Source organism: Paenibacillus salivarius, from assembly GCF_051307165.1.
Lineage (GTDB): Bacteria > Bacillota > Bacilli > Paenibacillales > Paenibacillaceae > Fontibacillus.
Genome location: NZ_CP195592.1, coordinates 1336890 through 1355041 on the forward strand (window position 1 = coordinate 1336890; position 18152 = coordinate 1355041).

Consider the following 18152-nt stretch of genomic DNA (forward strand, 5'->3'; position numbering starts at 1 on the left):
AAAAAGGAAGTAGACAAAATGAAACCAACTATCCGGGATGTCGCCAAGTTGGCGGGAGTGTCCATCAGTACCGTATCCCGCGTCATGAACGCGCCGGAAGCGGTGGCGGAAGGCAAGCGCCTCCGCGTTCTGGAAGCCATCGAACAGCTGCAATACCAGCCTAACTCGTTCGCGAGGGGCCTTATTTACAGAAAGTCTTTTACGCTCGGACTGCTCATTCCGGATATTGAGAGCATGTATTATGCCGGAATGATCCGGGGAATGCAGGATGCGTGCATCAAACTCGGCTACAGCCTGATGATCTGCAATACGGACCGGGATCCGGAGCGGCTGTTGGCCTATATCGACGCTTTTCATGAAAAGCAGGTGGACGGCATCGTGTTTGCCAGCGATATGCTGTTTCCCGAATACTACGACAAACTGGTCGGGTGCCGCATTCCTTTTGTCATGGTCTCGTCTCATTCCGACGAATATGACATTCCTTGCGTCGAGGTTGACGACGAGGGCGCCGCTTACGATGCGGTCAAATTTTTGATCGAGCTCGGACACAAGCAGATCGGGATGATCGGCTTCAACGACGAGAACTCGATATCGGGTCCGCCGCGGCGCGAAGGTTTCGCCAGGGCGCTGAAGGAATTTAGTTTGGAGCATAACCTTGAGAAAGTGGTCTATGCGAGCCACCGGTTTGAGCACGCTTATGAAGCGACGCACGAGCTTTTTTCGCATTTCCCCGATACGACGGCCGTGTTTTGCGTTTCCGACGAGTTCGCGATGGGGGCGGTTTCTTATTTGAAGGACCGGAACGTGATGGTACCGGGCCAGGTTTCGGTCATCGGTTTTGACAATATCCGAATGGCAGGCATGTTTATCCCGAAACTAACCACGATTGCCCAGCCTATCTATGAATTAGGGTACAGGGCGGCCGAAAAACTGCATGAACTGGTGTCCGGCGCAGACGTTGCGGTAACCCGGGAGATTTTAAAGCATAAACTGATCGTAAGAGAGTCGACCCGGGAAAAATGAGCTTTGCTCATTTCTCTTCCGGCTTTTTTGAAAAGCTTTTCATCGTGGTGATCAAAGGATCGAACGTTAAAAAAAGAGAGGTAATAGACAAGTTTGCAAACGCATACATTGTGAGTCGGAGGAACGGTTTGAAAAGCTTTGCAAGGAGGTGATCCGCTTTTTCGCTGCTGAACGGAACGAACATCCGTGAAACGGGGCTTGAGGATGGAGAGGGGTCAAAGCGTCGATGGCCGCCACCCGGCCAAATTTTCCGGAAACTCAAAAAATCAAAGGGGATGTTGAAAAGATGAAAAAGGCTTCTGGACGAAAATGGTCAATGTTGCTTGTACTTTGTCTTTCACTCACGATGATACTCAGCGCTTGCGGAGGCGGAAACAATGCCGCGAAGAACGATCCTCCGGCTCCTTCGAATAATGCGGGCGGGGGGAACAATCAAGGGGCGGCCGAAAACGGCGGCGAAAGCGCCGGATCACCTTTGGAACTGGCGATGAAAGGCGAATATAAAGGGACCAAAGTAACCATGTTCGGCCCGTTTGTGGACGCCGACCAGGTAAAGTTCGAAAACAGCATCAAGGAATTCGAGGAAAAAACGGGCATCGATATTCAATATGAAGGATCGAAAGAATTCGAAGCGACGATCAACATTCGGGTTGACGGAGGGAACGCTCCGGACATCGCGGATTTTCCTCAGCCCGGCCTGCTCGCTTCGATCGCCAAAACAGGCAAAGTCATCGATTTGACGCCGATCATGGATCAGGAAAAGCTGAAATCCAACTACAATCAAAGCTGGCTGGATATGGCGACGATGGACGGAAAAGACGGCAAAATCATGGCCGGCATCTGGAACCGCAGCAACGTAAAGAGCTTGGTATGGTATCCGAAAAAACAATTTGAAGAAGCGGGCTACGCGATTCCGGAAACCTGGGACGAATTGATGGCTTTGACCGAGCAGATCGCCAAAGACGGGGATGCGCCTTGGTCCATCGGCATCGAGAGCGGCGCAGCCACGGGCTGGCCGGCTACGGACTGGGTGGAGGACATTATGCTCCGTACAACTTCTCCCGAAAATTACGATAAATGGGTCAAGGGCGAGCTGCCGTTTACTTCTCCGGAAGTGAAGCACGCCATTGAAGTCATGTCCGACATCTGGTTGAACGAGGATTACGTGTACGGCGGGACCAAATCGATCGTGACGACCGCCTTCGGCGACGCCGCCGCGCCGTTGTTTACCGATCCGCCAAAAGCCTGGCTGCATCGTCAAGGCAATTTCATTACGAGCTTCTTCCCGGAAACGGCCAAAGTGGACGAAGATTACGACTGGTTCTACCTGCCGCCGATCGATGAGCAATACGGCAAGCCGGTGCTTGTCGCGGGCGATATTTACGCCATGTTCAACGATCGTCCCGAAGTCCGCGCGGTCATGGAATTTTTCACGACCGGCGAATCGATTAAAACCTGGGTTCAATCCGGCGGCGTGATCGCTCCGATGAACGATGCTTCTTTGGACTGGTACACCTCCGAATCCGATCGGCGGATGGCTCAGCTCGTTCAGGAAGCCTCCACATTGCGCTTCGACGGATCCGACCTGATGCCCGGAAAAGTGGGCGCGGGCACGTTCTGGAAAGGCTTGACGGACTACGTGAGCGGAACGGCCACGCTGGATAAGGCGATGGAGCAGATTCAGTCCGGTTGGAGCAACTGATGTTCGAATAAGCCGGGGTTTGGGGCTGCTGATGATCTAATGACGCAAGAACAATGAGAGGGGCTGACTTCTTTACGGCAAGCGGTCCCTCTTTTTCTTGAACCCGGATATATTCGAAGCAAGCTTTGCTGCGCAAAACTTTAAGGAGGAGCCATTATGATCACACAAGCAAAGCAGGGAGTGAGTTTGAAGGCCGTTCTCGTGTCCGTTATCGTCGTTTTGCTCAATGTCGTGGTGAACGGCGCCATCTTTCTCTTTTTCCGCGATTCGCAATTAAATCCGCTAGTGACGGCCGTCATGGCGGTCATTTGGGGCGTGCTTGGCGTTTACCTGATCTACTATTCGCTGAATTTTGCCGTGGAACAATATCCCGAGCGTTATCGGCGCCGGATCCTTCCCTTTGTTTTCATCGGGCCGGCGGCGATTCTCCTCGGTTGGCTGCTGATATTGCCCGCGCTTCGCACCCTCTATTTAAGCTTCTTTAACGCTTCTTCGGAAAAATTCGTCGGCCTGGCAAACTATGCCGCGATTTTCAGCGACCGCCTGATGGGGATTGCGCTCCGCAACAACTTGCTCTGGGTGTTCATAGGTACGCTGGCTTGCGTCGGGCTCGGCCTGCTGATCGCCATTTTGGCGGACCGGAGCAGTTTCGAAAAACTGGCCAAATCGATCATTTTCATGCCGATGGCGATTTCTTTTGTCGCGGCCGGCGTCATTTGGAAGTTCGTTTACTATTACCAGCCGGGCGACGAACAAATCGGTTTGCTCAATGCGATCGTCACTTTTTTCGGGGGTGAGCCGCAGGCCTGGACGAGCATGATTCAGCCTTGGAACAACTTCTTCCTCATTCTTATTTTGATCTGGATGCAAACGGGGTTTGCGATGGTGATCTTTTCCGCGGCGATCAAGGGCGTTCCCGAGGACATTCTGGAGGCGGCGCGCGTGGACGGGGCGGGGGAAATCAAAATCTTTTTCCGCATCATGATTCCTTATATTTCTACGACCATTTTGACGGTGACCACCACGATCATCGTTTTTACGCTGAAAATCTTCGACGTCGTCATGGTCATGACGGGGGGCCAATACGATACGGAAGTCGTTGCGACCCAGTTCTACCGGCAGTTTTTCATGTACCGCAACTTCGGCTACGGATCCACTTTGGCTATCGTGCTGCTCATCGCGGTCATTCCGGTGATCGTCATTAATTTGCGGCAGTTCCGCAAGCAGGGGGGATTTTAATGGTCGGCAGAAAAAAGAGAAAGGGCGGCAAGACCGTCGTCAACATCGTCCTCGGCTTCATTTGTCTGATCTGGCTCGTTCCGACGCTCGGTCTGTTCATTTCTTCCTTCCGGCCCGCGGCGGATATTTTGCAAACCGGCTGGTGGAACGTTTTTCCCCATCAGGCTTGGAAGAAGTCCGGAGAGACGATTCAGCTGCCCAAAGAAACAGATTTGCGCGAACCGATCGAAGTGAACGGCAAAACCTATTCCGACGATCAGCTCAGATCCGGAATCTCCGTGGACGGCAGCCGCCTGATGTGGGAGAACCGCAGGGCGAGAACCTTGAGCGTCATGGAAAAAGGGTGGGAGTTCAAGCCTGCTTTGACCCTCGATAACTATAAGAACGTGCTGTCGGGAAAAGAGTATAAGCTGAAAAACGCCGACGGCAGCGAAACGGTGCAAAAGGGCAGCGGCTTGTCCCAGGCGTTCTGGAATACGCTGACGATCGCGGTCCCCGCTACGGTCATTCCGATTCTGATCGCATCTTTCGCTGCTTACGCGTTTGCCTGGCTGCGGTTCCCCGGACGGAAAACGCTGTTTGTCTCCATCATCGCCATGCTTGTCATTCCGTTGCAGGTGGCGCTGATTCCGGTGCTTAAGGATTACACCTCGCTCGGGTTGAACGGCAGCTACCTCGGAATCTGGCTGGCTCACAGCGCTTTCGGCCTGCCGCTCGTCACCTATTTTATGTACAACTTTATCAGCCAGCTGCCGAAGGATCTGTTCGAGTCGGCGTTTATCGACGGGGCGAGCCATTTCACCATTTTCTCGCGGCTGATCCTGCCGTTATCCGTGCCCGCGCTCGCTTCCATCGGCATCTTCCAGTTCCTGTGGGTGTGGAACGATTACCTGGTGTCCCTGATCTTTATCGGAAACCAGCCGGATGTACAGGTCATGTCGATGAAAATCGCCGACCTTGTCGGCTCGCGGGGGAATGATTGGCATCTGCTGACCTCGGCCGCCTTTATTTCGATGCTGATGCCGCTGGCGATCTTTTTCCTGCTGCAAAAATATTTTGTTCGAGGGCTGATGGGCGGTTCGGTCAAAGGGTAAATTCGAGGGCCCGGCACGCGTGCCGAATTGACGCGAGTGACGCGGCGCGAGGGTGCGGCCGAGGAGGTCATTCCAGGAACGCGTCCCAGGAAGAACCGGAGGATTCAACCCAAAAAAGTCACGCGGGAAGAGAACCAAGGATGCGCTTGGAGGCATGACTCGTGAACAAAAAAATGTAACGAATCTGGAGAACGCTATTTGGCCGAATTTTTGCTTTTTTGCAGGCTAAGGAAACTGGGGAACGTTATGTAAGCAAAAAAAGGCGCAGAACAGCGGAAATGACGGGAATAACGACATCCAGTTTCGTTAGTTTTTCCGTCGAGCCAAAAGGTGAAAAATAACGATACTCAGTTTCGTTAAAAGTGGGGGAGGAGCATCGTGCCGATGAAGGAAATGAAGACAATGACGGAGCCGGGGCCATTTTTCGATACGCCGTATCCTTACGATGAGTGGAAGGTCAGGGAAACGATTTATTCGGAGAAGCATCACCAAAAAAACGAAAGCGTCTTTGCTTTGGGGAACGGTTATATCGGGATGCGCGGCAATTTTGAAGTAGGCTATCACGGGACGGCGGGAAGTTCGGTGACCGGCAACTATTTGAACGGATTTTACGATGCCGAACCGATCGTTTATCCGGAAGGGGCTTACGGTTACCCCGATTTGAACCATGCGATGCTGAACGTGCCGGATGCGAAAATCGTGAAGCTCGAGGTGGAGGGGCATCCCTTTCATCTGCAAAACGGAACCGTCCGAAGTCACGTCCGGGAGCTGGATATGCGGGAAGGCATACTGAATCGGCTGGCGGAATGGGAATCTCCGGCGGGTCACCGGGTACGGATTTGTACGCGGCGCCTGGTATCCCTGGAATATAAGCACCTCGCGGCCGTTTGCTATGAGGTTACCGCCCTCAATTTTGAGGGGGAAGTGCGTTTAGCTTCCTTGTTCGATGAAGAGGCGGAAGGCCCGGAAGGGTCGGCCTCGGGAGATCCCCGCGTAGGTGCCCGCCGCCTTGAGCCGAGCCTTTTGCTTGAAGCGGACGGGATCGACGGGGCGAGCCGGTGGATGAAGCACCGGACGCGGCATACCGGGTTTGCCCTGGTGACGGGAATGCGCCACCGCCTTGAAGCGCCGGGCGGTTACAAGGAAGAGGATGCGGCCGAAGGGACGCGCAAAGGAACCCGGTTCATCGTAACCCTGAAAAAGGACCAAACGGTGCGATTGATCAAATACATCGCCTATCATACGACCAGGGACTACCAGGAGGAGGAGCTTTTGCGGCGCAACGGCGAAGCGCTGGCCCTGGCGGACTCGCTCGGCTTCGAAGCGCTGGCCGGAATGCAGCGGGCCTATCTGGACCGATATTGGAGCGGTGCGGACGTGGAAATTCAAGGCGATCCTGCGCTGCAGCAGGGGATGCGGTTCAACGCCTTCGGCCTGCTGCAATCGGCGGGAAGGGACGGCGTGACGAACATCGGGGCCAAAGGCCTGACCGGGGAAGGCTATGAAGGGCATTATTTTTGGGACACGGAGATGTATATGCTGCCCTTCTTCACGTTCACTCAGCCGGAGACTGCCCGGACGCTGCTGGAATTCCGCTATGCAACGCTGGATAAGGCCCGGGAACGCGCAGCAGTAATGGCGCAAAAAGGGGCGCTCTATCCGTGGCGGACGATCGCCGGCGAGGAGAACTCCGCCTATTTTCCGGCGGGTACCGCGCAGGCGCATATCAACGCCGATATCGCTTATGCGATCCGCCAATATGTGCTGGCGACGGGCGATACGGATTTCCTGGCCGAGAAGGGCGCGGAAATCCTATTTGAAACGTCCCGGTTTTGGGCGGATCTCGGCCATTATAATCCGGCGCGGGGCGGAGCGTTCTGCATCGACGGCGTGACCGGGCCCGATGAGTACACGGCCCTCGTCAACAACAACGCCTACACCAATTTGATGGTTCGGGAGCAGTTCCGCTATGCCTGCGAGACGGCGGAGCTGCTGCGGGAAAGCTACCCTGAGCATTTCACCCGCCTACAGCGAAAAATCGGGCTGACAAAAGAAGAAGTGGCCGGGTGGAAAAAGGCGGCGGACCTCATGTTCGTCCCGTTTGATCCCGAGCTCGGCATTTACGCCCAGGACGATTCGTTTCTGGCCAAGAAAAAGTGGGACTTTGCCGGGACGCCCGCGGACAAATACCCGCTACTGCTCCATTACCATCCGCTCGTGATTTACCGGCATCAGGTGCTCAAGCAGGCCGATCTCGTGATGGCGCTGTTTTTGCTGGGGAACCGGTTTTCGCTTGCCGATAAAATCCGGAATTACCGGTACTACGAGCCGCTGACCACGCATGATTCCTCCTTGTCGCCCTGCATCCACAGCATCGTCGCGGCGGAGATCGGAGATCTGGAGAGCGCGTATGAATATTTTACCCGTACGGCCCGGATGGACCTGGACGATGTGAATCGAAACGCCAAGGACGGGCTTCATACGGCCGCGATGGCGGGAGCCTGGATGTCAGTCGTGAACGGCTTCGGCGGGATGCGCCTGTTCGGCGACGGCATCCTGTCTTTCTCCCCGTCGCTGCCTCCGCAGTGGGAAAGCTTGCGGTTCAAGATCATGAACCGGGGGCGGTTGCTGGAGGTGGCCGTCGGCCGCGAAGCCGTCTCGTATACGCTGCTTGCAGGCGACGGCATGGCGATCAGGCACAGGGGGGAATTGTTATACTTGGCCCCCGGCAAAACGGCGACCCAGCCGCTAAGCGCGCGGCTGGAAGCGGTCATTTTCGAGCCGGGCTGCGCCGTTTCGGACGCGGAGGAACCGCAGGCCGGGCTGCTGCCCGGCGTCCGCGAGCTGCTTGCGGCGCTGCGCGAGCGCGGGATCGCGACGGGCCTGGCGCCGGACGGCAGCGGCCCGTGGACCGCGGACCGGCTGGGCGGCGCAGCCCCGCCGTTCGATGCGGTCGCCGATCCGGCCGGCGTCCGCAAAACCAAGCCGGACCCGGAGATATTTCTCCGGGCGGCTGAATTGCTCGGCGCGGCGCCGGGGAACTGCGCCTGCGTCTGCGGCAGCGCCGCGGGGCTGGCGGCGGCCCGCGCCGCCGGGATGAAGGCGGTCGGCATCGGCAGCATGGACCGCCTCGTGGAGGCGGACCTGCGCTTGGCGTCGACCGCCGAACTGAGCGCGGAACGGCTGCTGGAGCTGTTCCGCTGAGAGGAAAGCAATTTTTTTTCGGATCGCCTTGACTCTCCCCTAAGGGAAGGCTTTAGGCTGAGAGGGAAAGGAGTGAAGGAATATGCGATATACCGTGAAAGAGGTATCTTCCCTTGCGGGCGTGACGCCCAAAACGCTGCATCATTACCATAAGATCGGCCTTCTTCAGCCGGCCGAAATCAGCGAATCGGGATATCGGATGTACGGTGAAGGAGAACTGGAGCGGCTGCAGGAAATTTTGTTTTACCGGGAGTTGGACTTTCCGCTCGAACAAATCAAGCTTCTGCTTGAGGAGGACCGGAACAGGCTTGCTATTTTGTCCGGGCAAAAAGAGCTGCTCGACGCAAAAAGGCAACGGCTGGACCTGATCCTGCAAACGTTGGAGCATTCCATCTCCAGCGCAAAGAGCGGGGTTGCCATGAGTGCGCCGGATTTGTTCCGCGGATTCGCCACGGAAGAAGAATGGAGAGAAGCGTTGCAGGAACAGAACCGGCACCTGCAGAAAAACTATAATGTGGATCTTTTGGAAACGGCGGAGCTCGATGTTCCACCCCTGAACGAACAAGCGGCGGAGGCCGCGGCATTTATGGCGGAAATGGCCGATGGCCTGCGAAAAGGACTTAAAGTCGATGACCGGACGATTCGGGGGCTGATCCGCAAGCACTTGGAATTTATGAAAAAACACGGACACCCCGCTTCGGCAGAGGATTTCGTGCTCCAAACGCGCTTTTTTCTCGAAGACGATTTCCACCGGAGCATGCTGGAGGGTCAGCAAACCGGGTTGGCGTATTACTTGAACGCTGCCGCGGAATCGTATGCGAAGGCGGAGGATTAAGGGAGAGTTGGTTGTCGTGGAATGGACGGTCCAAAAAATCATTAACTTTCCGAAGGGAGGGCTTTGGCAGGACGGGTACGCCCAGTTCGGATTCCATGATCAGGAGGGGAATTTGTATTTCTTGAATTACCAAGAGCACTGGGTGGCGAAGTGGAACGGCTCCGAAATTGAATGGTCGTTAGGAAAGACTTTATTTGAACAAAGCCTGAAGCACTACACTGTCGATATCAACAGCCCCTCCTTTATTACAAAACTTCCTGACGGAGACGTGCTGATCGTGTCGGGCGGAAACCGTAAAGTATTCCGTTTTAATGAGCGGGAGGGGCAAGCGGATGTTTTCATCGACGCTACGAAGTATGGATTAAAGGACATCGGAAACTGTGAATATGATGTTCAAGGCAACCTTTGGATCAACGAGATAACCGGCTCGAAAGTATGGAAGTTTAATTCATCGGGCGAACCGATGGGCGTTTTTGGGGACGGGGAAAACGGTTTTGGCTGGATTTACGATTTGCGGCGGGGACCGGACGGGCATATCTACGTGTTGGACAGTACGCATTTTGCCGTGAAAATGATCGATGTCGATACAGGGGAAATACATTTGGTCGCCGGGACGGGCGAGCCGGGATACGGTGGAGACGGTGGCTTCGCGTTAAAGGCCACCTTCGGAAGCAATCCGGAGGCTCACTTTGACGGTCCTTGGTCGCTTGCGTTGGATGAAATGGGGAATATATACATTGGCGATACCCAAAACCATGTGATCAGGATGGTGGAACGGGAGACGTGCCGGATATATACCGTTGCGGGAAATCACGGCGACCCGATAGGAAGAAACGATCCTGAAGAAAAGGATCCTCTGAAGTTAAAACTGAATTGCATTTGCGGGCTGGACTATTCCGCCGGATGCCTCTTTATCCCCGAGTGGGACGGAGATCTCGTGGTGCTGCAAAAAAAGAATTAAACCCGAGTATCACGTAACGGTCATTGATCGATAGTAGCCCGGCAAGCTGCCGTTCATTCGGGTCGAATCGCCGATTCGGGTGTCTTCACTATCTTGCCTTTTCAATCCAAAAGCCGTACGACCTGCTACCGGATAAGTTATAGTAGGTGTACGGTTTTTTTTGCGCCCGATCGGGCGGAGCCCGTATGTAAGGCTATTAAAAGGAGGAATCGGCATGTGCGCCGTCACAACCAAGACTTTTGATTACGGACAAAAGGAAATCGACTGCCTGTCGGCAGCGGATCCGGTATTGGGAGACTACATGCTCCGCCGGGGCAAGGTGGACCGGGTGATCATTCCGGAGCTGTTTCCCGCGCTGGTTCATGCGATCGTCGGGCAACTCATATCCGTGAAAGCCGTGCAAACCATATGGAACCGCATGCAGGAAGCTTTCGGCGATATACGTCCGGACCGTTTAGCGGCGGCCTCGGCCGATGACATTCAACGCTGCGGCATAACGATGAAAAAAGCGCTCTGCATCCACAGTATCGCCACGCAGGTCGCGTCGGGCGAATTCGATCTGGAGGGCCTCCGAAGTTTACCGGATGCGGAGGTCACCGCCAGGATGACGGCATTGCCCGGCATTGGCCGCTGGACGGCCGAAATGCTGCTCATGAACTGCCTGGAGCGTCCGGATATCGTCAGCTGGGGGGATATTGCGATCCGCCGCGGCATAATGACCTTGTACGGACTTCCGGACCTGACAAAAGAGCAGTTTGAACAATACCGCAGCAGGTACTCGCCGTACGGTTCGGTCGCCTCCATCTATTTGTGGGAAATCTCGTTCAAGTAAGCGGTTAGGAACGCCTAACTAAGCCGATAGATGCGGGGCGGATACGTCAACCTCGCCACAGGCGGGTCAGATCAGTCCGATGCCCGCTTATTACTCGGCGAACAGATCTTGCATTGCAACTCGTAAGCCTTGAAACCACCCCGACTCTACGTTGGGGTCTTTGCCATTCGAATAATACGTGATGTCCGCAATTTCGCCGTCATCGAAAGCATAAACCGTAACTTGTCCCTTCATCGGATCGACGATCCAGTATTCCTTGACTCCGCATTTTCGGTATAAGTCGAGCTTGCGGATCAAATCTTTGCTCCGCGTGGAAGGGGACAACACCTCTACCGCCAAAGTCGGCGTGCCCGTATATTTGCCTTTCGCATCAATTCGGTCCTTGTCGCAAATGACCACCACATCCGGCTGTACGACGCAAATATTGTCCTCTTCCTTTTCCAGCGTGATGTCGAAAGGGGAGGGCAGCGGGGTGCAGGCTTTTCCTTTAAACCAAATGTAAAACGTACCGAGCAGTTCTTGCACGACATGTTGATGTTTAAACGAAGGCGAGGCAAGGTTATACACAAAGCCGTCAATAAGCTCTAAACGCTGTTCCGACGTTTCCGTCATCTCAAGGAATTCTTCGTAGGTCACAGTGCCGCGGCTTAATTCATATTTCATGGCCTCTTCTCTAAGGAGTGTTTGATCATTTTCGGAAAGAGCGGCCAATTTAGCCACATCCTTGCCGTTCCTCGTTACGATAATCTCTTCGTTCGCCTCCGCAAACTTTAAATATTTTCCGAAATTGTTCTGCATATCGGTGGAAGAAACTCGCATAAGTCTCACCTCGAATTAGCTATTTTATAGTATTTTAGCTAAATTTATGGATGGTTTCAATCTATAATTAGCTAATTTAAAAAGGTTCGAAGGAGATACTGCTGTAGCAAACTGCGAAGATCATTGTCTCGGAGCTGCGGCTGCCGGAGGAGGACGATTGTGTTAAAATGAATAGGTTGAAAGCAAGAAATCGCGGGAGTTGATACAGAAATGGCAGGCAACGGAAAGCTTCGCAGCGACGTCAAGCCGGGGCTTGAGGTCGATATCGTTTTAAAGCAGGATCAGAGGACAGGCAAGCTGACGCGAGGCATCGTCAAGGATTTGCTGACGAACTCGGCACAGCACCCGCACGGCATCAAAGTGAGGCTGCAGGACGGCCAAGTCGGACGGGTTCAGCATATTATTAGCGAGAATAAATAATGCGTAAAACGAGAAGAGCCGCTTGCCCGGAAGTCCGGGGAGCGGCTTACTTTATCTTCACTTATAGTTTCCTTGCTTTGATGACAAAAGTGACGGGAAGCATCTTTGCTTTGTTTGCAAAATCATTGTGATCGCCCCGCGCTTGCAGCAATTCATCCTCCGACTCCTCAATCATCCGCTCAATGACAAATCCCGCTTTGGAGAGCGCATTCACATAGGTGGATAGTTTACGGTCCGATAAGGACAGCGTACTTTCACCAAGGGATACCGAATACCAAGATTCATCGAAATAGCATTTTTTAAAAGCAAGCATATCATTCTCGGCAACAACACATTTGTGGATAGGGTGAGACCAACTGAATATAAATGCGCCGTCCTTTTTAAGATAACTCAACTTTCGCACCTTGAAAATTAGTGTTAAGCCTTGAAATGACTAGGATTTCTTATTGAAAAATCTCGTTCTTGACAGAAAAACACCTTTCCGTTTGGTAAAATGGAAGTGGATAGTCTTCCCATCCCAAACAGAAAGGTGCGTAACTCTATGGTACAACACAACTTCCTGTCTGAAAAGGGCCAAGAACGAATCTCGACTTTATTTTCCGCTTTGCAAATCGGACAACTGTTGCGCAAAGCCGGCATTTCCAAGTCGTTCGGATTGTCCAGTCTTGCCATCTTTCAGCTGATCTTTACGCTCGTGTTTGAAGGGCGCAATTGGTTTCGTCTTCTGCATAGCGACCGCCGCCAGTCGTTGCCTGGCAAAGATGTAGTCTATCGATTCTTAAACCATCCACGCTTTGCCTGGCGACGATTTTTGCATGCCTTGAGTCTGAAGGTCGTTCAGCATTTTGATTCCTTAACCTCTTCGTCCCGCGTTCGGACGTTCATCATTGATGATTCGGTTCTTCGCAGGGATCGCAGCAAGAAAGCCGAGTTGCTTGCCCGCATCTTCGATCATACGACGGGGAGATATGCTCGCGGCTACAACATGCTCACGCTCGGATGGTCGGATGGCTTCAGCTTTGCGCCCATCGATTTTGTCATGCTCAGCTCGGCCAAGCTGACGAATCGCTTTTGCGAGATGAAGGAACGTCTGTCCAAGCGTACCCAAGGCTACAAACGCCGCATCGAGGCGCTTTCACGCAAACCGGATGCCGTGGCGGCTCTGCTTGATCGAGCGATTCAGGCTGGATTTAGCGCTGACTTTGTCCTGATGGACAGTTGGTTTACCCAAGCGCCTCTGTTGCGTGAACTGATGGCGAAAGGTCTGCATGTCATTGGGATGGTCAAGGCGATGAAACAACGATACCGGTTCGACGGAAAAAGCCTGACGCTCCATGAACTGTATGCCCTGTTGCCAAAGCAGAAAAACAAAGAAATCCTTGGCTCGGTCATCGTTCAAACCGCCTGCGGTTTGCCGATCAAATTGGTCTTTGTGCAAAACCGCCATCGGCGGCGGGATTGGCTGGTTCTGCTCAGCACCGATTTGGCGTTGGAAGAGGCTGAAATCGTTCGCATCTACGGCATGCGTTGGAGCATTGAGACGTTCTTCAAATTTGCCAAATCGTACCTGAAGCTGGGAACGGAGTTTCAAGGTCGTTCGTTTGATATGCTCATCAGCCACACCACGATCGTGTTTACCCGTTATCTCGTAATGGAATGGGAACGCCGTCACAACAACGACGCGCGGTCGTTGGGCGGTCTGTTTTTCCTGTTTTCCGACGAAGTTCGAGACCTGGATCTCAAAACGGCTTTGCAGCATCTGATCGCATTTTTCATGGCGTTCACGGAAGCGAAATCCAAACGGGATCAGTCTGCCGTTGTATGTCAACTCCAGCAATGGATTGCGAGTTTGCCCAATTATATCAAGGCTTTGTTCGGAAAATTAAGCTGCGAAAGTTGAGAAGATAAGAAGCGATGCGGCGAAAAGTACCTTCAAGGTCCGTGGTCCAGCCTATAGCATACACCGAATAAACGAAATCAAAGTAATTCTCCGGTATGCCGCATTCCTCTTCCATGGGGGAGCAGATCAATTTGGCCGAAAGACCGCATGATGTTAAAAGCTGCGCTGTCTTTTCGAGTTGGTTCTCGGATATATCCATACCCCAAAGTTCACCAGCCTTGCGTTCCCCCAGATATTGCAGGGATTGACCGCTGCCACAGCCTACTTCAAGTAGCTTTTTTCCGAGACATCGCCAAACAGTTGGCATTTCTCTTCTGAGACAAATGCGCCATAGAGCGGGAGAGAGGTTGCTCCTAAAATTTCTGTTCCTTTTGTATCCCAAAAAGTAGCGTTTGTTTTATGTATAGCGTTCTTGTCCATGTCGACCGAGACGGCACGGCCCACCTCGCCAGCGCCTATAACGTTTGTTCTATAACCGGAGTTATTATCCATGCGGCAGCATCCCCCCAACAAAAATAATATGAGCCTAAATGTATATGAATTATAGAGTAATCTAGCATTTTGCGAGGGGAAAATCTATCCAAAATGTTCCAGGTGGAGAGCGTTTGATCGACGACTTATGATCTTGGAATCCTAAACCTGGCACAGATTTATTTGATCACTTCAATCTTCTTTGGATCGGTCTCAATTTTATAAACTTGATTGCTTTCATCTTCACCAAGCAGTGAAAATTCGGCTACGGCGGAGACCTCATAGACACCAGGATTTTTAAAACGATGCGAGTGTTTCTCTAAAATGGTTTCGTTCTGACCCAGAGGACGGATAACGCCGATGTCCGTTCGTAAAATAGGGTCCGAGTTTCCGTTGCTGTCTCGGATGACGTAATAAAATACCGGCTTCCCGGTCATAATTTCGAAAGTTTGAGCGGATGTATTTTTTAACTCTGCCTCCATGGTAAAAGACTCATTCACCTTCACTTGTTCCGGAAGAGAAAGCTGTATGGAGACAAGGTCGTTATCCGCTTCTGCGTCTAACGCGGCGGATGGAACGGGTTCCGTATATGTTATATTGTTTGTTGGAACCAAATCGGCAGATTGACAGCCCATTAGAGCTAAAAAAAGGAGTACAAATGGCATTTTTTTCAAAACGAACACCTCCACCTAAACAGACGACAGGGTGGAGGTTTTTGTTTCAGGATAAAAAGATGTGCGGTTAGATCTGTGTGATTGAAAAAGATTTAACGGCGGGGGATACCATGATAGTAGTAAGCGGCCCGAGCTTTAGCAGGACAAATTTGCAGGACGTTAATTGAGAAAGAAACAGAGGAATACAAAAGGCAAACCCATTGCATCAATTTGGGCTGCCTTTCTTGGATTTAAGAGTGAAGCATTAAATGATCAGGGTTATTTTCCATCGAGACGTTTGGAAATATTCGTCTGACCCAGAATGTAGTCTATACTTACGCTGTAAATCTCCGACAACCGAATCAGTACGGAACTCGGTACATCCAAGTTTCCGCTTTCGTATCGCGAATAGGTTGCTTGAGAGATATTTAAATAGTCTGCAAGTTGTTGTTGCGTCAAATCCCTATCTTCACGCAAATCTCGTATTCTTTTATACATCAATCATCACCCAAGCTAAGTTTAGTTTATGCGAAAACTGCATATTGAGTTTTATGCATTTTTCGCATAAAATCTATTTTATACGGAAAGTGTCGGAAGTTTTTCTAGATTCTTAATGGTAAGTATTACATACGTCTGGAAGGGAGAACTGGAATGAAAAGTATAACACTACTTCGTTGACACACCTTGTCTGACAGCAATTGAAAAATAAGTTGTAACAGAGATTTAATAGTGTCTGGGAAAAACATACTTTATAAAGACGCTGAGAACTATTTTTGATATTCCGACTAAACTAATGGAATCATCCAATGAAGAATCAGTTGAATTTTAAGATTACTAACTCAACTTTCGCAGCTTAATTTTCCGAACAAAGCCTTGATATAATTGGGCAAACTCGCAATCCATTGCTGGAGTTGACATACAACGGCAGACTGATCCCGTTTGGATTTCGCTTCCGTGAACGCCATGAAAAATGCGATCAGATGCTGCAAAGCCGTTTTGAGATCCAGGTCTCGAACTTCGTCGGAAAACAGGAAAAACAGACCGCCCAACGACCGCGCGTCGTTGTTGTGACGGCGTTCCCATTCCATTACGAGATAACGGGTAAACACGATCGTGGTGTGGCTGATGAGCATATCAAACGAACGACCTTGAAACTCCGTTCCCAGCTTCAGGTACGATTTGGCAAATTTGAAGAACGTCTCAATGCTCCAACGCATGCCGTAGATGCGAACGATTTCAGCCTCTTCCAACGCCAAATCGGTGCTGAGCAGAACCAGCCAATCCCGCCGCCGATGGCGGTTTTGCACAAAGACCAATTTGATCGGCAAACCGCAGGCGGTTTGAACGATGACCGAGCCAAGGATTTCTTTGTTTTTCTGCTTTGGCAACAGGGCATACAGTTCATGGAGCGTCAGGCTTTTTCCGTCGAACCGGTATCGTTGTTTCATCGCCTTGACCATCCCAATGACATGCAGACCTTTCGCCATCAGTTCACGCAACAGAGGCGCTTGGGTAAACCAACTGTCCATCAGGACAAAGTCAGCGCTAAATCCAGCCTGAATCGCTCGATCAAGCAGAGCCGCCACGGCATCCGGTTTGCGTGAAAGCGCCTCGATGCGGCGTTTGTAGCCTTGGGTACGCTTGGACAGACGTTCCTTCATCTCGCAAAAGCGATTCGTCAGCTTGGCCGAGCTGAGCATGACAAAATCGATGGGCGCAAAGCTGAAGCCATCCGACCATCCGAGCGTGAGCATGTTGTAGCCGCGAGCATATCTCCCCGTCGTATGATCGAAGATGCGGGCAAGCAACTCGGCTTTCTTGCTGCGATCCCTGCGAAGAACCGAATCATCAATGATGAACGTCCGAACGCGGGACGAAGAGGTTAAGGAATCAAAATGCTGAACGACCTTCAGACTCAAGGCATGCAAAAATCGTCGCCAGGCAAAGCGTGGATGGTTTAAGAATCGATAGACTACATCTTTGCCAGGCAACGACTGGCGGCGGTCGCTATGCAGAAGACGAAACCAATTGCGCCCTTCAAACACGAGCGTAAAGATCAGCTGAAAGATGGCAAGACTGGACAATCCGAACGACTTGGAAATGCCGGCTTTGCGCAACAGTTGTCCGATTTGCAAAGCGGAAAATAAAGTCGAGATTCGTTCTTGGCCCTTTTCAGACAGGAAGTTGTGTTGTACCATAGAGTTACGCACCTTTCTGTTTGGAATGGTTTGTTTAGCTACTTCCATTTTACCAAACGGAAAGGTGTTTTTCTGTCAAGAACGAGATTTTTCAATAAGAAATCCTAGTCATATCAAGGCTTAACACTAATTTTCAAGGTGCGAAAGTTGAGTTACTAATGGGAAAACTTTAAAAACAAAAAGCCGCTTTCCCCAAATTCGGGAAAGCGGCTCTTTCCTTCTTGCCATTCAATATCCGCTGCTTCTTCATAAACTCACACTTCCCTAAGCTTTCCCACCATACCCTACTCCCCCTCCCCCCTCAATCTCCAACAACCGGCTCTTCATATCAAGCCCTCCCCGGTACCCGGCAAGCCCCCCATTCTTCCCAATCACCCGATGACACGGGATCGTAATCAGCACCGGATTGGCCCCGATCGCCGTTCCGACGGCTCGTACCGAGGACGGCTTGCCGATGCGGTGGGCGATATCGGAGTACGAGACGGTTTGCCCGTAGGGGATGTCGCAAAGCGCCTTCCAAACAGCCTGCTGGAACAGGGTTCCCGTGGCTTCGAAGGGGATAGAGAAGTGCGTGAGCTTGCCGAGCAAATAGGCTTCGATTTCGTCGGCAAAGGGTTGAAGCCGGGCTTCATCCCGGATTAGGGGGCGGCCGGGGAAGCGGCGCTTCGCCCAGTCCTCCAGTTCCTGAACATCTGCCCCTTGGGAGCCCACAAAGCAGAGTCCGTTATCTCCGGCGGCAACAATCAGGTTCCAATTTTCGTTAATAAGATGACTCCAGTAAATCGGGTCGTTCTGTCCCAT

General features: G+C 52.1%; 15 protein-coding genes and 2 pseudogenes. 10 read left to right on the forward strand and 7 right to left on the reverse strand.

All coding sequences use genetic code 11. The annotated features are described in order from the left end of the window. Positions 1–18: 18 nt before the first annotated feature. The 8 genes from ACSFXJ_RS05905 to ACSFXJ_RS05940 all read left to right on the forward strand — a co-directional run bounded on the left by ACSFXJ_RS05905 (position 19) and on the right by ACSFXJ_RS05940 (position 10890). Positions 19–1023 (forward strand): LacI family DNA-binding transcriptional regulator, encoded by a 1005-nt coding sequence (locus ACSFXJ_RS05905; RefSeq protein ID WP_435924281.1) that lies wholly within the window; start codon positions 19–21, stop codon positions 1021–1023. A gap of 286 nt (positions 1024–1309) precedes the next feature. After that, complete coding sequence (locus tag ACSFXJ_RS05910; RefSeq protein WP_435924282.1) at positions 1310–2725, forward strand: ABC transporter substrate-binding protein; 1416 nt, start codon at positions 1310–1312, stop codon at positions 2723–2725. 156 nt (positions 2726–2881) lie between these two features. Continuing rightward, on the forward strand, positions 2882–3964 hold the full coding sequence (locus ACSFXJ_RS05915) for a carbohydrate ABC transporter permease (RefSeq protein WP_435924283.1): 1083 nt from the start codon (positions 2882–2884) through the stop codon (positions 3962–3964). Next, on the forward strand, positions 3964–5058 hold the full coding sequence (locus ACSFXJ_RS05920; protein ID WP_435924284.1) for a carbohydrate ABC transporter permease: 1095 nt from the start codon (positions 3964–3966) through the stop codon (positions 5056–5058). Before ACSFXJ_RS05915 ends, ACSFXJ_RS05920 begins: the two co-directional genes overlap by 1 nt. Positions 5059–5442: 384 nt before the next feature. Then, positions 5443–8262 (forward strand): HAD-IA family hydrolase, encoded by a 2820-nt coding sequence (locus ACSFXJ_RS05925; protein WP_435925684.1) that lies wholly within the window; start codon positions 5443–5445, stop codon positions 8260–8262. Between the two features lie 82 nt (positions 8263–8344). Beyond that, the gene (locus ACSFXJ_RS05930; RefSeq protein ID WP_435924285.1) at positions 8345–9097 is read left to right on the forward strand and encodes a MerR family transcriptional regulator; all 753 of its coding nucleotides are present in this window, start codon (positions 8345–8347) and stop codon (positions 9095–9097) included. Between the two features lie 16 nt (positions 9098–9113). Beyond that, positions 9114–10058 carry a hypothetical protein gene (locus ACSFXJ_RS05935; RefSeq protein WP_435924287.1) on the forward strand — a complete coding sequence of 315 codons (945 nt, stop codon included), beginning with the start codon at positions 9114–9116 and terminating at the stop codon, positions 10056–10058. Between the two features lie 214 nt (positions 10059–10272). Further along, positions 10273–10890 carry a DNA-3-methyladenine glycosylase family protein gene (locus ACSFXJ_RS05940; protein ID WP_435924289.1) on the forward strand — a complete coding sequence of 206 codons (618 nt, stop codon included), beginning with the start codon at positions 10273–10275 and terminating at the stop codon, positions 10888–10890. A 90-nt stretch (positions 10891–10980) separates the two neighbouring features. On the opposite strand, the gene ACSFXJ_RS05945 is transcribed toward ACSFXJ_RS05940, so the two are convergent. Continuing rightward, positions 10981–11709, reverse strand: a complete 729-nt coding sequence (locus ACSFXJ_RS05945) for a type II toxin-antitoxin system prevent-host-death family antitoxin (RefSeq protein WP_435924290.1) — start codon at positions 11707–11709, stop codon at positions 10981–10983. 210 nt (positions 11710–11919) lie between these two features. Between ACSFXJ_RS05945 and ACSFXJ_RS05950 the strand changes: the two genes are divergently transcribed. Further along, complete coding sequence (locus ACSFXJ_RS05950) at positions 11920–12129, forward strand: YwbE family protein (RefSeq protein WP_435924291.1); 210 nt, start codon at positions 11920–11922, stop codon at positions 12127–12129. A gap of 61 nt (positions 12130–12190) precedes the next feature. Here ACSFXJ_RS05950 and ACSFXJ_RS05955 read toward each other — a convergent pair. Continuing rightward, positions 12191–12529: pseudogene (locus tag ACSFXJ_RS05955) on the reverse strand (class I SAM-dependent methyltransferase); the annotation flags it as partial. A 141-nt stretch (positions 12530–12670) separates the two neighbouring features. Between ACSFXJ_RS05955 and ACSFXJ_RS05960 the strand changes: the two are divergent. Beyond that, positions 12671–14029 (forward strand): IS4 family transposase, encoded by a 1359-nt coding sequence (locus ACSFXJ_RS05960; protein WP_435922015.1) that lies wholly within the window; start codon positions 12671–12673, stop codon positions 14027–14029. Here the strand turns inward: ACSFXJ_RS05960 and ACSFXJ_RS05965 are convergent. From ACSFXJ_RS05965 to ACSFXJ_RS05985, 5 genes and pseudogenes are all read right to left on the reverse strand, one after another. Then, a pseudogene (locus ACSFXJ_RS05965) lies at positions 14007–14521 on the reverse strand (class I SAM-dependent methyltransferase); the annotation flags it as partial. The gene ACSFXJ_RS05960 and the pseudogene ACSFXJ_RS05965 sit on opposite strands and share 23 nt — an antisense overlap. A gap of 158 nt (positions 14522–14679) precedes the next feature. Next, positions 14680–15174: a hypothetical protein gene (locus tag ACSFXJ_RS05970; RefSeq protein ID WP_435924292.1), complete on the reverse strand. Its 495-nt coding sequence runs from the start codon at positions 15172–15174 to the stop codon at positions 14680–14682. A gap of 258 nt (positions 15175–15432) precedes the next feature. Further along, positions 15433–15651 (reverse strand): helix-turn-helix domain-containing protein, encoded by a 219-nt coding sequence (locus ACSFXJ_RS05975; RefSeq protein ID WP_114496979.1) that lies wholly within the window; start codon positions 15649–15651, stop codon positions 15433–15435. 341 nt (positions 15652–15992) lie between these two features. After that, entirely contained in the window at positions 15993–17351 is a 1359-nt protein-coding gene (locus ACSFXJ_RS05980) for an IS4 family transposase (protein ID WP_435922015.1), read from the reverse strand. 264 nt (positions 17352–17615) lie between these two features. Beyond that, on the reverse strand, positions 17616–18152 hold the full coding sequence (locus ACSFXJ_RS05985; RefSeq protein ID WP_435924293.1) for a methylated-DNA--[protein]-cysteine S-methyltransferase: 537 nt from the start codon (positions 18150–18152) through the stop codon (positions 17616–17618).

Bases quoted from the DNA above. Each gene is read 5' to 3' on its own strand.
- ACSFXJ_RS05910 (WP_435924282.1), top strand. From the start codon at position 1,310: ATGAAAAAGGCTTCTGGACGAAAATGGTCAATGTTGCTTGTACTTTGT.
- ACSFXJ_RS05930 (WP_435924285.1), top strand. From the start codon at position 8,345: ATGCGATATACCGTGAAAGAGGTATCTTCCCTTGCGGGCGTGACGCCC.
- ACSFXJ_RS05915 (WP_435924283.1), top strand. From the start codon at position 2,882: ATGATCACACAAGCAAAGCAGGGAGTGAGTTTGAAGGCCGTTCTCGTG.
- ACSFXJ_RS05925 (WP_435925684.1), top strand. From the start codon at position 5,443: ATGAAGGAAATGAAGACAATGACGGAGCCGGGGCCATTTTTCGATACG.
- ACSFXJ_RS05950 (WP_435924291.1), top strand. From the start codon at position 11,920: ATGGCAGGCAACGGAAAGCTTCGCAGCGACGTCAAGCCGGGGCTTGAG.
- ACSFXJ_RS05940 (WP_435924289.1), top strand. From the start codon at position 10,273: ATGTGCGCCGTCACAACCAAGACTTTTGATTACGGACAAAAGGAAATC.
- ACSFXJ_RS05920 (WP_435924284.1), top strand. From the start codon at position 3,964: ATGGTCGGCAGAAAAAAGAGAAAGGGCGGCAAGACCGTCGTCAACATC.
- ACSFXJ_RS05945 (WP_435924290.1), bottom strand. From the start codon at position 11,709: ATGCGAGTTTCTTCCACCGATATGCAGAACAATTTCGGAAAATATTTA.
- ACSFXJ_RS05975 (WP_114496979.1), bottom strand. From the start codon at position 15,651: ATGTATAAAAGAATACGAGATTTGCGTGAAGATAGGGATTTGACGCAA.
- ACSFXJ_RS05985 (WP_435924293.1), bottom strand. From the start codon at position 18,152: ATGGGACAGAACGACCCGATTTACTGGAGTCATCTTATTAACGAAAAT.
- ACSFXJ_RS05905 (WP_435924281.1), top strand. From the start codon at position 19: ATGAAACCAACTATCCGGGATGTCGCCAAGTTGGCGGGAGTGTCCATC.
- ACSFXJ_RS05980 (WP_435922015.1), bottom strand. From the start codon at position 17,351: ATGGTACAACACAACTTCCTGTCTGAAAAGGGCCAAGAACGAATCTCG.
- ACSFXJ_RS05960 (WP_435922015.1), top strand. From the start codon at position 12,671: ATGGTACAACACAACTTCCTGTCTGAAAAGGGCCAAGAACGAATCTCG.